Here is a 13564-nt window from a genome sequence, read left to right as displayed (position 1 = left end):
CATAAGTATTTATAGTGTGTGCCTCGAAAAAATTCTTCATTACAACCCCTTGACTCTCCAGAGCACTGGAGGATTCAAGATGGAATCAGTTGTAAACTCCATTTGGTAGTTGGAGGAATTATATGGAGAATGCCACACTCAAACTGCGCGGCATGAGTTGTGCCTCCTGTGCTAGAGGTGTTGAAGATGCAATTCGTTCTGTCTCTGGTGTCAATCAATGCAGTGTGAATTTTGGGGCAGAGCAAGCCACAGTAGAGTATGACCCCAGAAAAACTGATTTACAAGCTATCCAAGATGCAGTGGATGCAGCCGGTTACTCTGCTTATCCGCTTCAAGAGTTAGCCGAAGAAGACGATGGGGAGAAAACGGCTCGTTTACGAGAGTCCCGCCACCTGCTACAGAAAGTTGCTGTGGGTGCGGTGATTGGTGTTGTGTTAGTAATCGGTTCGTTACCGATGATGACCGGGTTAGATTTACCTTTGATTCCTACATGGTTGCATAATCCTTGGGTGCAATTGCTACTGACAACTCCGGTGTTGTTTTGGTGCGGTGCTGATTTCTATAAAAATGCCTGGAAAGCTTTTAAACGCCACACTGCAACAATGGATACGCTAGTTTCTCTAGGCACGGGAGCAGCATATATCTATTCGCTTGCGGTGACTGTGTTCCCTGGGTTCTTGATTGCTCAAGGATTGATGCCGGATGTATATTATGAAGCCGCTGTTGTGATTATTGTCTTACTTCTTTTAGGAAGATGGCTAGAAAATCGTGCCAGAGGGCAAACCTCGGCGGCTATTCGCCAACTAATCGGCTTACAAGCCAGAACTGCGCGGCTAATTCGCAACGGACTCGAGGTAGATGTGCCAATTGCAGAAGTGCAAATTGGTGATGTGGTGCTGGTTCGTCCTGGGGAGAAGATTCCTGTAGATGGAGAATTGATTGAGGGGACATCCACAGTTGACGAAGCAATGGTGACAGGGGAAAGTGTACCAGTCAAAAAGCAAGTAGGAGATGAAGTAATTGGAGCTACCATTAACAAAACTGGAAGTTTTCAATTCCGGGCGACGCGAGTTGGCAAAGATACCGTATTGGCGCAGATTGTCCAACTAGTGCAACAGGCGCAAGGTTCTAAACCCCCAATTCAACGGTTAGCAGATCGAGTAACGGCATGGTTTGTACCTGTAGTAATTGCGATCGCTCTTTTTACTTTTATCATCTGGTTCAACTTCATGGGCAATCCCACCTTAGCGCTGATTGCTACAGTTGGGGTACTAATTATCGCTTGTCCTTGTGCTTTAGGTTTAGCCACACCAACTTCGGTGATGGTAGGAACAGGGAAAGGTGCAGAAAACAGCATTTTAATTAAGGGAGCCGAAAGCCTAGAACTAGCACACAAAATTCAAACCATCGTCTTAGACAAAACAGGAACGATTACCCAAGGTAAACCAACAGTCACGGATTTTGTCACAGTCAACGGCACTGCTAATGGTAACGAAATCAAACTACTACAACTAGCCGCATCTGTGGAACGCAATTCTGAACATCCACTAGCAGAGGCGGTTGTGAGATATGCTCAATCTCAAGAAGTGGGATTAGCAGAAGTTAAAGACTTTGAAGCAGTCGCGGGTAGTGGTGTGCAAGGTATTATTCAAGAGCGCCTAGTGCAAATCGGTACACAACGCTGGATGGCAGAATTAAGCATTAACACCCAAGAATTAGAAAAAGATAAACAGCGTTTAGAATATTTGGGTAAAACTGCAATTTGGCTGGCAGTTGATGGCGAAATCAAAGGATTAATGGGAATTTCTGATGCGATTAAACCCACTTCCGCACAAGCAGTAAGAGCATTGCAAAAACTCGGTTTAGAGGTGGTGATGCTGACGGGGGATAATCGCCCTACCGCAGAATCCATCGCCCGTGAAGTTGGGATCAAGCGCGTCTTAGCAGAAGTCCGCCCCGATCAAAAGGCGGCGGTGATTAAGTCTTTGCAAGAAGAAAAGCAAGGGAGCAGAGGAGCAGGGGAGCAGAGGAAAATTTCCGCTTCAAAATCTAAAATTGTCGCGATGGTTGGTGATGGGATAAATGATGCACCAGCTTTAGCACAAGCCGATGTAGGGATCGCAATTGGGACTGGCACAGATGTTGCGATCGCAGCTAGTGATATTACGCTGATATCTGGCGATTTACAAGGTATTGTCACAGCCATTCAACTCAGCCGCGCCACAATTCGCAATATCCGCCAAAATTTATTCTTCGCCTTTATTTACAACGTTCTTGGTATTCCGATTGCTGCTGGTATTCTTTTCCCTATCTTTGGTTGGTTGCTAAACCCAATCGTTGCAGGTGCAGCAATGGCTTTTAGTTCGGTTTCTGTGGTTACAAACGCTCTGCGTCTGCGTAATTTCCAAGCAAAAACAGTTTTATAACAAGGAGATGAAAATGTTGAGTTGCAAAGTAATTCTCCGCAGTATAGTTAGCTTGGGATTGCTGTTTGGCGTAGCTTCAGGTACAGCAGTAGCAGACATGACTCATGAAATGCCAGCCTCAGAAAAATCACCAAGGACACAATTTCAACCTATTGAACAACCACTAGCAATTAAAGGTGCAGTTACAGTTGGCGGCTTGGCATTAATTGGCTTGGAGTTATGGTGGTTTCTGTTGAGCAAACCCAAATCCCAAACAGCACAAGCTTATCACGGTATTCAAGAGGTGAGCATTACCGTAGATGGCGGCTATGAACCGAGCCGAGTTGTAGTTAATGCGAAGCAGCCAGTCCGCCTGAATTTTCTGCGACGTGACTCTAGCAATTGTTTAGCAAAAATCAAGCTCCCAGATTTCCACATCGCCCAAGATTTGCCACTCAACAAAGTCACAGCCATTGAGTTTACACCCGATAATCCAGGTACTTATAGTTTTACCTGCGGTATGAATATGTTCCGAGGCGTGATAGAAGTTCAGTCTGCTGATTTGAGCGAAGAAAGGCAGATGGCAGCTCCGATGAAAAAATTTGACCGCCAGGGGTGAAAAAGGACAAGGGGGACAAGGGAGTGTGGGAGAGGGTGGGGTGAAAAGGGAGCAGGAGAAAAAATCCTCAATGCCTAGTGACCAATGACCAATGACCAATGACAAACCCATAACTATTATCAATCTCTGCGTCTTTCTGTCCCTGCATCAGAGCATCATAGAGCATCCTCACTCTTAACTGTTGAGAATTTTTACTTACGTTATATGGCATCAACTGGTTAAAATGTTTCTCGGCAGCATTAGATCAGGCTTATCTAAAACGTGAAGCTATTCGTTTATCACACCCCGGAATTAACTCCAACAGATCAAGCTCCAGCATGTGCGATCGCAGTGGATGTTCTGCGAGCTACTAGCACAATGGCAACAGTTTTGGCAGCTGGGGGCGAAGCTGTACAAGTGTTCAGCGATTTAGATCAACTCATCGAAGTTAGCGAACAATGGCCCCCTGTTAAACGGCTGCGAGCTGGAGAACGCGGTGGTTCAAAAGTAGCTGGCTTTGACTTGGGTAATTCGCCCCTTGATTGCACACCAGAACTGGTACAGGGACGGCGGTTATTTATTAGTACTACCAATGGTACTCGCGCCTTACAACGGGTACAAAACTCGCCAACTGTACTTGCAGCAGCTTTGATCAATCGTGCTGCGGTAGTTAACTTTCTTGTTGAAAAGCAACCGGAGACTGTCTGGATTGTCGGTTCGGGTTGGGAAGGCAGTTTTTCTCTAGAAGATACAGTATGTGCAGGTGCGATCGCCCATAGTATTTTGCAACATACTCAACTATCACCTGAGGAAATAGCTGGGAATGATGAAGTGATTAGTGCGATCGCTCTTTACTCTCAATGGCAAGATAACTTGTTAGGACTTTTACACCAAGCCAGTCACGGCCAACGTTTGCTGCGCCTGGAATGTTATGAAGATCTAAAATATTGTTCTCAAACCGATATTTTAGATGTGTTGCCCATACAGCAAGAACTAGGAGTTCTTAAACCTCACCATTAACTATATTTAAAAGCTATACCAATTTTGAATTTTAGAGACGTTACTTGCAACGTCTCTAAATTTATTTTAGTCTTAAATCTATTTTTGCGAGAGATGATTAAAAGCTATGAGTCAAGCATTATTCAAGCCAATAACAATTAAATAATTTTTGGAATGGATTCCAGAAAATTCAAATAAACGTTACGAGCTACATAATGGAGCAATAGTTGAAATGTCACAGCCAACAGGAGAGCATGAAGATATTACAGGATTTTTAAATATTGAAATTTCTGCGGAAATCAAACGCTTAAAATTTCCTTACTCAGTTCCCAAAACTGCGTTGGTACAATCTGCGACTAGCCAATCCACTTACTCTCCAGACATATTAATCCTCAATAAGCCTGCTTTAAAATCAGAAGAACTTTGGGCAAAATATTCTACGGTTCAGCGTGGCGCTTCTATTCCTTTGGTTGTTGAAGTAGTGAGTCAGTGCGTTGCGCGGGTTCCCAAGGCACTCCGTTGGGCGGCTCCGCCGACTTAAAGGAAGTGCCGCCGCGTTGAAGCAACTGACGAACCCGTAAGGGTTAGTAGTAATTGGCGTGATGACTATTATAAAAAGATGGGCAAGTATGAGGAAATTAAAATACCTGAATATTGGATTGTCGATTATCTTGGATTGGGTGGGATTAAACATATAGGTAGCCCAAAGAAACCAACTTTATCAATTTATAACCTAGTTAATGACGAATACCAGGTTACTCAATTTAGGGGTGATGACCGCATTATTTCTACTGCATTCCCAGAACTCAACCTGACTGCACAACAAATTTTTAATACTACTTCATAATTGCAACAGCCTCTCAAATACTGAAAACGGTATTAAAATAGGTTGATTTGAGTAGCAAATCCGTAGCAGATATAACAATACGGGTGAGAATACTTATATCAACGTCGATTCCGGTGGTTAGACTAGAACCACAGGGTAACAATCAAAGGAATACTATGATGAGTGACCGTGACTATACATTAATTATTGATAAAAGTGGCAGTATGTCCACTCCTGACCAAGCAGGTGGGAGAAGTAGATGGGACATAGCACAAGAATCTACTCTAGCGTTGGCGAGAAAGTGCGAACAGTTTGATCCTGATGGGATTACAGTTTACGTATTTTCTGGGAGATTTAAGCGCTACGATGATGTAACATCAGCTAAAGTTGCGCAGATTTTTCAGGAAAACGATCCTGCTGGGACGACCAATTTAGCAGGTGTACTCCAAGACGCACTCAATAATTACTTTAAACGAAAAGCTGCGGGTAAAACCAAAACCAATGGTGAAACAATTTTAGTAATTACTGATGGCGAACCAGACGATCGCAAAGCTGTATTTGAAGTAATTATTCATGCTACCCGCCAAATGGAGCGGGATGAAGAATTAGGAATTTCTATTGTTCAAGTTGGTTCAGATCCTCAAGCTACTAAGTTTCTCAAAGCTTTAGATGATCAGTTGCAAAGTGTTGGCGCTAAATTTGATATCTGCGACACTGTGACTTTAGACGACTTAGAAGAAATGAGCCTTGCAGATGTCTTAATGAATGCAATAACTGACTAATTGTAACTAAGTCTGTAAGTTTTATTTAATTAATTATCAGCAAGTTGTGAGGAATTAATCGATGCTAGAAAATCGTGATTATACCTTAATTATTGATCAAAGTGCCAGTATGGCTACTACAGATCAAAAAAATGGCAGAAGTAGATGGACAGCACTGCAAGAATCAACATTTGCTTTAGCTGCTAGATGTGAAGAGTTTGACCTGGATGGGATCACGATTTATCTGTTTGCTAAAGGATTTAAGCGTTACGATCATGTCACAGTAGATAAAATTAAGCAGATTTTCACAGAAAATATACCTGGAGATACAACCAACTTAGCTGGTGTACTGCAAGACGCAATTAATAACTATTTTAAACGCAAAGCAGATGGCAAAACCAAGCCAGCAGGAGAAGTGATTTTAGTTGTCACTGATGGTGCGCCAGGCGATCGCCAAGCTGTATTTGAAGTAATTATCAATGCCACTCAACGTTTGGACAATCCTCAAGAATTAAGAATTTCTCTTATTCAAGTGGGTGCTGATACCAAAGCCACAAAGTTTCTCCACGCTATAGATGATGAGTTGCAAAGTGTTGGCGCTAAATTTGATATTTGTGACACTATTACTTTAGATGAATTAGAAGATATGAGCCTTACTGATGTATTAATCAAGGCGATAACTGACTAATTTAAAAGTTTTTACGAAATACTTGGAGAAGTTAGAAATGCTAGAGAATCGTGATTACACCTTAATTATCGATAAAAGCGGCAGCATGGCTACCCCAGATCAAAAAGGTGGTAGAACCAGATGGGTAGCCGCACAGGAATCTACCTTAGCCTTAGCTAGCAAGTGTGAACAATTTGACCCAGATGGTATTACTATTTATGTATTTTCTGGTAAATTCAAGCGCTATGAAAATGTAACTTCGGCTAAGGTATCACAGATTTTTCGAGAAAATGATCCTTCTGGAAGCACCGATTTAGCAGGAGTTCTAAAACATGCAACTGATGATTACTTCCAACGCAAGGCTGCTAAACAAAATAAGCCGAATGGTGAGACAATTTTAGTTGTTACCGATGGTGAACCAGACGATCGCAAAGCAGTAATGAAAGTCATTATTGAAGCTTCCCGCCACATGGATCGCGATGAAGAACTAGCTATTTCCTTCATTCAAGTTGGTAATGATGCGCAAGCTACTCGCTTTCTTAAAGTCTTAGATGATGAACTTCAAGGGGCTGGTGCTAAGTTTGATATTTGCGACACCATTACAATGGAAGATATGGAAGATATGAGCCTATCGGAAGTCTTGCTAAATGCCATTAATGACTAGCAGAACACTAGCTATCTTCTTTACAGGACTGAAACAATGGATGCCATTGATAAGCTGTTAGCTGAACTCAAAACTGAATATGAAGAAGCAAAACCCTCTCAGCCGCAGCCACAACCTCAGCCAAACTTAGCTCAACCATTCATCCAACCCTTACCAAAAGCAGCCTCTTTAATAGATAGCCTTTTGGAGGAAGTTAAGGCTGATTTTGTCGAACAGGATATGGCTGAGGAGTTAAAACGACAGCAAGAATTAGAACAGGAAAGAATTCGCCAAGAAAAACTCAAAGCAAAACAACGAGAAGCTTTAAAAAATCAGGCCAAAGAATGGCTAGCCAAATTAGATCCATTCTCACCAGAAGGGCTGTGGTTTGAAAGATTTGCTGAAGGATATCCTTCAAAATTAGAAGCGGCGATTGAATATTTGCACAATAGTTAGTAAATGTAAGATAAAAATTTTTGGCGTTGCATAAATACGGGATGAATCTGCGGTTGAAACCATTGATAATTCGTTCCAAATTGGGCTAGATCATCTCATAATTCAGCAACGCCAAATTTTTCAATAAATTGAATTCGTTGGTGGCAAAATGCCAATCGATACCAGAGTTTTTTTGTTTGAGTCTGGCGTCAACCAGTAGGTGTTTGAAAACAAGAGTCAAATTTTGCGCCCCAAAAGCTTACTGCCTATGGTTTTGAAGCATTTTCCATAGAGTTGGAGGTTGACGCAAACTCCCTAACCCTTACTACACAAGCTTTTGAGTGTATTTTTCTTATGTCACTCTTGACAACTCAATGCCCCAAAAGTTACTTTGATTGCAGGTTGACGCAACTGTACCTTGAAAACCAAATATATCCATGCTTTCAACTCCGGGCTATTGCAATTAAATCTAATCCCTATTAGGGATTGAAACAACTAGTTAACAAGTAGCTCAACCTCTACTACGGAAATTGCAATTAAATCTAATCCCTATTAGGGATTGAAACGGGACAAGTGCATTCATACCCACTGCCACCAGTAACAATTGCAATTAAATCTAATCCCTATTAGGGATTGAAACTGGGGAGCTTAATTATGGAATTTAAAACTTTTAAATTGCAATTAAATCTAATCCCTATTAGGGATTGAAACCAATGTGTTTGCTCGTGAGTGCCATGCTCAAACCCAAATTGCAATTAAATCTAATCCCTATTAGGGATTGAAACCAGCGGCGATCGCCAATAAACCAACTGCCCGCTATATTGCAATTAAATCTAATCCCTATTAGGGATTGAAACTACAGCTACAGACGGAAGAATTTGTAAAGAAGAATATGCATTGCAATTAAATCTAATCCCTATTAGGGATTGAAACCGCAATAATTCGAGCATCTTCCCCGTAAAACAGTTATTGCAATTAAATCTAATCCCTATTAGGGATTGAAACACAAAATAAAGCTATTCTCAACAAGGAGTAATACTGCAAAATTGCAATTAAATCTAATCCCTATTAGGGATTGAAACTACAGATATGGTTTATGTAAACGAAGCCGCAGAAAGATTGCAATTAAATCTAATCCCTATTAGGGATTGAAACAAAATTTATCCCTATTTTGCGCCAAATTATTCTGAATTGCAATTAAATCTAATCCCTATTAGGGATTGAAACTTAGAATTCCACAACGCAATGAACAGTTCAGGGTGTTCAGAGATTGCAATTAAATCTAATCCCTATTAGGGATTGAAACTTAGAATTCCTGATTTTTGGGAAAAAGTAATTATAATTGCAATCAATTAAAATCCCTGTAGCAATCATAAGTTATTCGTGAACACCAAGATACCCGACTTCTTCAAGAAGTCGGGTATCTGAACCCTTCAATTGTCATAAGTAAGTCGGTGCTGATATTTAAAGCTGGACTTCCCCCTGCAAATATACCTACATAGGCTCAAAAGCTTAGCATTCCAAGGGTTTTAATTGCTGAGTAAAATTTCTGTAGCCATGTGCTTCATTCACGCCTACAAGCGATCGCTAATCATATTGAATCTACAATGTTCTGCGCGATCACCAAAACGGCTATTGCTCAGACATGGGTACAGTTTTTTCAGTCAACAATTGAAACCTTTAATTGGTATATGTTTCAGATGCTTTAGTACATTTGTATGGGGTAAGTCCAGTTAAAGCTATGTTAAGGAATGTAAATGTAGGGTGTGTTGTCGCGCAGCGCAACGCACCGACGCATGAGCAGAGCAAGGATTCAAGGTGCGTTAGCCTACGGCATAATACACCCTACTTCAAATTTATATTTCTTAACATACATTGAATTTTTCTCAGCAACTTACTTAAATCAGCTAGAACTAACTATTACTGTTCATCGATTCGATGGCGACGTATTTCAGAAAAATGTTTCACAGCCCATTCATGCATGGCATTGAGAATTGGTTGTAGGCTTTCCCCCAAAGGTGTTAGTGAATATTCTACTTTGGGGGGAATTTGTGGATAAACCTCGCGATGAATAATGCCATCATCCTCCATTTCCCTAAGTTGCTGAGTCAGCATCTTTTGGGTAATTCCAGGTAAGGCTCGCTGCAATTCACCAAAGCGTTTAACATCTGACATTAGTTCTCTAATAATCAAAACTTTCCAGCGTCCACCAATCACCTCTAATGTAATTTCTACTTCGCAAGTTAGTCTGGTAGAGTTTTCCGCTTTAGTTTCCATAGTTTTGTTATTTGTTATTTGTCATTTGCCCTTCTAGTCCGTTTTTTAGTTCATGATCAATACTTAAATACTTTCAGTTTGGTTACCTGTGATTGTAAATGCGGCCCAATAATAAGGATGAGAATAAAGTTTTTGCTCTGGTGGAAGTTTACTGCTTCTATACATTTGTGTTGCTACATGCGTCCTAATTCTTAAATCTTCGGGATGTAGATTATTCAGTAAATCTTCATACCATTTCGTCAGTTCCTTTGCAGTTAGTTCTCTCAGCCATACTGTAACTTCAGCTAAGGTAGTAGCTGCTGATTTATTTGGCTGTAGTCGTCGATAAAACTCTACAATTGCCAAGTCATTGGCGACTGATTCTACAGTCCACAGAGTACTCACAACTTGGGAGACTCCTCCACTTAGAAAACCATTAACTAAACTCACATATTCGCTAGTAACTGTGTGATTACTTGTAATTGTACTTTCACAAGCCGATAAGTTAACCAGGTTGTAACTTACTAAAGATTGTTGACAGATTTCTTCTAACGTGAGCTTGTCTGCACCAGCTAATACCAATTCTGATTTTTTTGGTTCACTAGAATTGTTAATGATATGCCCTATGAAGTGAAATATATTGTAGTCATCAACAAATGCATAAGCTACGTTATTTTTATTAGCTTGCGCTCCCTGGATACGCTGAGAATTAGGGAATATTTGGCTGACAATTTCCGCTTGGAGTTTGGCAAATTTTAGTGAGGGATAATCTGTACTATGCGGATTTTCAATGCTGAGGAATAATTGATTATTTTTGTCTCCTATAATTTCCGGTTCTACAATTAATCCTGTTTGGACACTGGGCAAATAGCTAATAGTCAAATTCGCCTCTATGCTTGACAATTCCTCTTCAACCGAAGGAGAAAAAAGCGCATGTAAGGGTAGTTTTTGCAAGTCGCGGTGAGGAATTAAAATTATTTTGGTAATTCCTTCTAGTTCCTGCGTGATTGTGGAAATGTTGAGGATATTTTTTAGCTGTAATAGCCTTTGTTCCATATCCACTCGCCAAGAATGGTTGCTTTGATTTTGTTTATCTGAAGAGTTACTGCAATATTCTTGGTATTGTTGATTCCAATCTTCTAACCAATCCTCAAAGGCAATCAAACGTCTAACTGCTTCGGGAAGGGGAACTTCGTGCAGACGCATTGGGGTTTTTCCTAAGCTGAATACCCCTGCATCTTGCATCGGCGTGAATGCGAGGATAGGTGAAGGAGCTTGATCTTTGAGAATGAATGTGTGTAAAGCAGCTGGGCTAATATGCCAGTAAATAATTGCTGTTTGAGGATTGAGTAGTGCCTGAACTTCAGCATAACTTAGTGACTCAATCTCTTCTTGCCAACCATCAAGCAGCCAGGTTAAACAAGCATTTTTAGCTTGTTCGGCAATTTCCCACGCTTCAACTAAGTCACCGTAATCTATAGCTAAATCAACTACTAATTGCCTTAAGCCTGCAAATTTCAGAGCTAGCTGTTTTTTACTATCATCAGTACGAGTAGAATCACTGAGCAACTGTTGTAATAAATTTGTGCTGTATTTCAGGAATTCTTGTGCTTGTGCTGTTTGTCCTAAACCTACAAGCGTTTTGATTAGAGATTGTAAAACTTCCAGATGCAACTGGGGAAAATCTTCACTTGTCAAGGTTAATAGTGCCTGATTATACTCAGCTACAGCTTTTTGCCAATGACTACGGGTGACAGTATCTTTCTTACCTTGATCGTAATGCGTATTGGCGATCGCTAAATGTAATCTGCCCCAACCTTCTGGGTGAGTATCTGGGCGAACATATTTCAAGCCAGCTTCGTAGCTAGCTAATTTTCCTTCATAGCCACTTTGCTTGAGAGCCGCATTTGTAGCTGTGATGGTAGTAAACAAACCAGACAGCGCATCAGGATTAACTAAATTACCAGCCGCTGTTCCTCGCCCAATCCAAGCTTCCCAATAATCAAATTTAATTTGTAAAGCACTATCATAAGAAGCGATCGCATCTGCATATCGTCCTAAATAAAACAGCGCCACCGCTTGGTTGTACCAAGCTAAATGGAAGTCTGGTTTGATGGCTATCGCTTTGCGATAGGAGTCAATTGCTTCTTCGCGGCGTCCTAAATTTTCTAAAGCTACACCTCGGTTATACCAAGCTAGGTAGAAGTCGGCTTGAATCGAGAGTGCTTTGTCCCAAGAGGCGATCGCTTCTGACCACTGTCCCAAATTAAACAGCACCACGCCCCGATCGATCCAGACTTCATAGTAATCTGGTTGAATTTCTAAGGCTTTATCGTAAGAGGCGATCGCTTCTTCATGTTGCTCGCTAACACCCAAGGCTATACCTCGGTAATACCAGTTTTCCGGGTCTTGTGGTTGTAGAAGTAAAGCTTGGTCGTAACTGGCAATTGCTTCTAATAATTGCCCTAACTTCATGAGTGCTAAACCTCTGCTAGACCATGCTTCAGGAAAATCTGGTTTGATGGCGATTACTCGCTCAAAAGAAATCACAGCTTCGTCAAATTGCCCTAATTCACCCAGAATTCCACCCCGGTTATACCAAGCTTTGTAGTAATCGGGTTTAAGTTCTATGGCTTTTTCGTAAGATGCGATCGCCTCAACAAAATGTTCTAAATGAAATAGTGTCAAGGCTCGGTTAAACCAATATTCATCAACATGGGGTTTGAGTTCGATTGCGGCGTCGTAAGATGCGATCGCTCCTAACAAATCCCCAGTTCTAGCTTGCTGAAGACCTTGGTAAAACCAAGCTTGCGCCCGATCAATTTTTTGCTGCGGAATGATTTGCGAATTATTGCGCTGAATTGCCAATTCCGAAGCAAGTTCTTGGACTAAAGAAGTACTTTGATCTAACCTGACCAACAACTCATCAAAGGCTTGGGCTACTGTAGGCTCTAATTTCGCCAAAGATTTATCCCATGTCGCCGTTTCTGATAATTCTCCTTTGCCATCTTCTGGAGGAGGACTCAGATTCGTGTTTTCTGTGGGGGGTGTCAGGCTCGTATCTTCTGCGGGGGGTGACAGGTTAGTAACTGGTGTTGTGGTTGTGTTCTCTTGTTCTTCCGGCTCCGAAAACAAATCGAATAAGTTGGCGATCTCATCGTCTTCTTCAGGATCGAGGAGAGCTGCTCGCGTTGGAATTTCGGCATCTTCTCCTTCATACTCCCACAAAACTTCCCCTATATTCCCCGTCCATGCTTCTTCAACAGAGGCGATCTCAGGTATTGGGAGTATTTCAGTTTCATCGTCGTCATAATCCCACAAGCGATCGCCCAAGTTACGGATCAACTCCTGCCCAGGAGAGTTTAGCAAGTGGTCTTCAGGTCTTTTACTTTCCATAACCACATGATGATCTAGCTCCTCAATCTCTTCATATCGTGTCGCTGAGTTGCGCTTTAGGAGGCTTAGACCAATATCATAAGAAAGGTCTCCGATTCTGCCGATCCCCAGTTCACCCAGCTGGATCATCCGCGCTGCTAACTGATGGTTAGGTGCAGGTGAACTTAACAATCTTTCACCAAAGTTCAACAGCCAATCTATCCAGCGCTCATCAGGAATCCGATTTTCCATCCGTTGCAGGTACTTCAGCGCCCACTGTCTGCCTCGTGCTTGTTGCACGCCTTCTAACAACTGCGTAAATAACAGTTCTAAATCCGCATTGGTAAGCTCGGGTGGTGAATTTACCACCCTATATCCCCTGGCAGCATTTAGAGATCTAGCTTTCTGACTGCTAAACGGATGCTGAAATAACTTTTTAAGCCACTGAAATAGACGCCTGAGCATCTGTCACACTCTTGGATTTTGTTTAACCTAGATTGTAGCCATCGTTGTGTTAAAAAGATCGTGAATTACGTAAAAACCCACCATTAACAAGATGAAAAAGTTGTGAACTGTCTTGAAAACAGGGAACAGGGAAC

9 protein-coding genes, 1 pseudogene and 1 CRISPR repeat array are annotated in these 13564 nt (G+C 41.5%); of the genes and pseudogenes, 8 read left to right on the top strand and 2 right to left on the bottom strand.

Going from position 1 to position 13564, the window contains the following annotated elements; all coding sequences use genetic code 11:
- The first annotated feature begins 122 nt into the window (after window positions 1-122).
- The 8 genes and pseudogenes from BV375_RS08715 to BV375_RS08680 all read left to right on the top strand — a co-directional run bounded on the left by BV375_RS08715 (window position 123) and on the right by BV375_RS08680 (window position 7355).
- Window positions 123-2426, top strand: a complete 2304-nt coding sequence (locus BV375_RS08715; protein ID WP_086759449.1) for a heavy metal translocating P-type ATPase — start codon at window positions 123-125, stop codon at window positions 2424-2426.
- A gap of 13 nt (window positions 2427-2439) precedes the next feature.
- Window positions 2440-3024: a cupredoxin domain-containing protein gene (locus BV375_RS08710; RefSeq protein WP_208099087.1), complete on the top strand. Its 585-nt coding sequence runs from the start codon at window positions 2440-2442 to the stop codon at window positions 3022-3024.
- Window positions 3025-3285: 261 nt separating this feature from the next.
- Complete coding sequence (locus tag BV375_RS08705; protein WP_086759447.1) at window positions 3286-4023, top strand: 2-phosphosulfolactate phosphatase family protein; 738 nt, start codon at window positions 3286-3288, stop codon at window positions 4021-4023.
- A gap of 148 nt (window positions 4024-4171) precedes the next feature.
- Window positions 4172-4849: pseudogene (locus tag BV375_RS08700) on the top strand (Uma2 family endonuclease).
- 155 nt (window positions 4850-5004) lie between these two features.
- Window positions 5005-5610 (top strand): VWA domain-containing protein, encoded by a 606-nt coding sequence (locus BV375_RS08695; protein ID WP_086759445.1) that lies wholly within the window; start codon window positions 5005-5007, stop codon window positions 5608-5610.
- A 61-nt stretch (window positions 5611-5671) separates the two neighbouring features.
- Window positions 5672-6277, top strand: a complete 606-nt coding sequence (locus BV375_RS08690; protein WP_086759443.1) for a VWA domain-containing protein — start codon at window positions 5672-5674, stop codon at window positions 6275-6277.
- 37 nt (window positions 6278-6314) lie between these two features.
- Window positions 6315-6920, top strand: a complete 606-nt coding sequence (locus BV375_RS08685; RefSeq protein WP_086759441.1) for a VWA domain-containing protein — start codon at window positions 6315-6317, stop codon at window positions 6918-6920.
- 36 nt (window positions 6921-6956) lie between these two features.
- The gene (locus BV375_RS08680; RefSeq protein ID WP_086759439.1) at window positions 6957-7355 is read left to right on the top strand and encodes a hypothetical protein; all 399 of its coding nucleotides are present in this window, start codon (window positions 6957-6959) and stop codon (window positions 7353-7355) included.
- A gap of 435 nt (window positions 7356-7790) precedes the next feature.
- Window positions 7791-8640: a CRISPR direct-repeat array (repeat unit 37 nt; unit sequence ATTGCAATTAAATCTAATCCCTATTAGGGATTGAAAC).
- A 614-nt stretch (window positions 8641-9254) separates the two neighbouring features.
- On the opposite strand, the gene BV375_RS08675 is transcribed toward BV375_RS08680, so the two are convergent.
- A complete protein-coding gene (locus tag BV375_RS08675) occupies window positions 9255-9611 on the bottom strand; it encodes a helix-turn-helix domain-containing protein (protein ID WP_086759437.1) in 357 nt (118 codons plus the stop codon).
- Between the two features lie 63 nt (window positions 9612-9674).
- Window positions 9675-13430 carry a tetratricopeptide repeat protein gene (locus BV375_RS08670; protein WP_086759435.1) on the bottom strand — a complete coding sequence of 1252 codons (3756 nt, stop codon included), beginning with the start codon at window positions 13428-13430 and terminating at the stop codon, window positions 9675-9677.
- Window positions 13431-13564: the final 134 nt, after the last annotated feature.

The organism is Nostoc sp. 106C (genome assembly GCF_002154725.1).
Lineage (GTDB): Bacteria > Cyanobacteriota > Cyanobacteriia > Cyanobacteriales > Nostocaceae > Aulosira.
This window is presented reverse-complemented; position numbering and strand designations above follow the sequence as displayed.

Bases quoted from the DNA above. Each gene is read 5' to 3' on its own strand.
- BV375_RS08680 (WP_086759439.1), top strand. From the start codon at position 6,957: ATGGATGCCATTGATAAGCTGTTAGCTGAACTCAAAACTGAATATGAA.
- BV375_RS08675 (WP_086759437.1), bottom strand. From the start codon at position 9,611: ATGGAAACTAAAGCGGAAAACTCTACCAGACTAACTTGCGAAGTAGAA.
- BV375_RS08715 (WP_086759449.1), top strand. From the start codon at position 123: ATGGAGAATGCCACACTCAAACTGCGCGGCATGAGTTGTGCCTCCTGT.
- BV375_RS08670 (WP_086759435.1), bottom strand. From the start codon at position 13,430: ATGCTCAGGCGTCTATTTCAGTGGCTTAAAAAGTTATTTCAGCATCCG.
- BV375_RS08695 (WP_086759445.1), top strand. From the start codon at position 5,005: ATGATGAGTGACCGTGACTATACATTAATTATTGATAAAAGTGGCAGT.
- BV375_RS08685 (WP_086759441.1), top strand. From the start codon at position 6,315: ATGCTAGAGAATCGTGATTACACCTTAATTATCGATAAAAGCGGCAGC.
- BV375_RS08690 (WP_086759443.1), top strand. From the start codon at position 5,672: ATGCTAGAAAATCGTGATTATACCTTAATTATTGATCAAAGTGCCAGT.
- BV375_RS08710 (WP_208099087.1), top strand. From the start codon at position 2,440: ATGTTGAGTTGCAAAGTAATTCTCCGCAGTATAGTTAGCTTGGGATTG.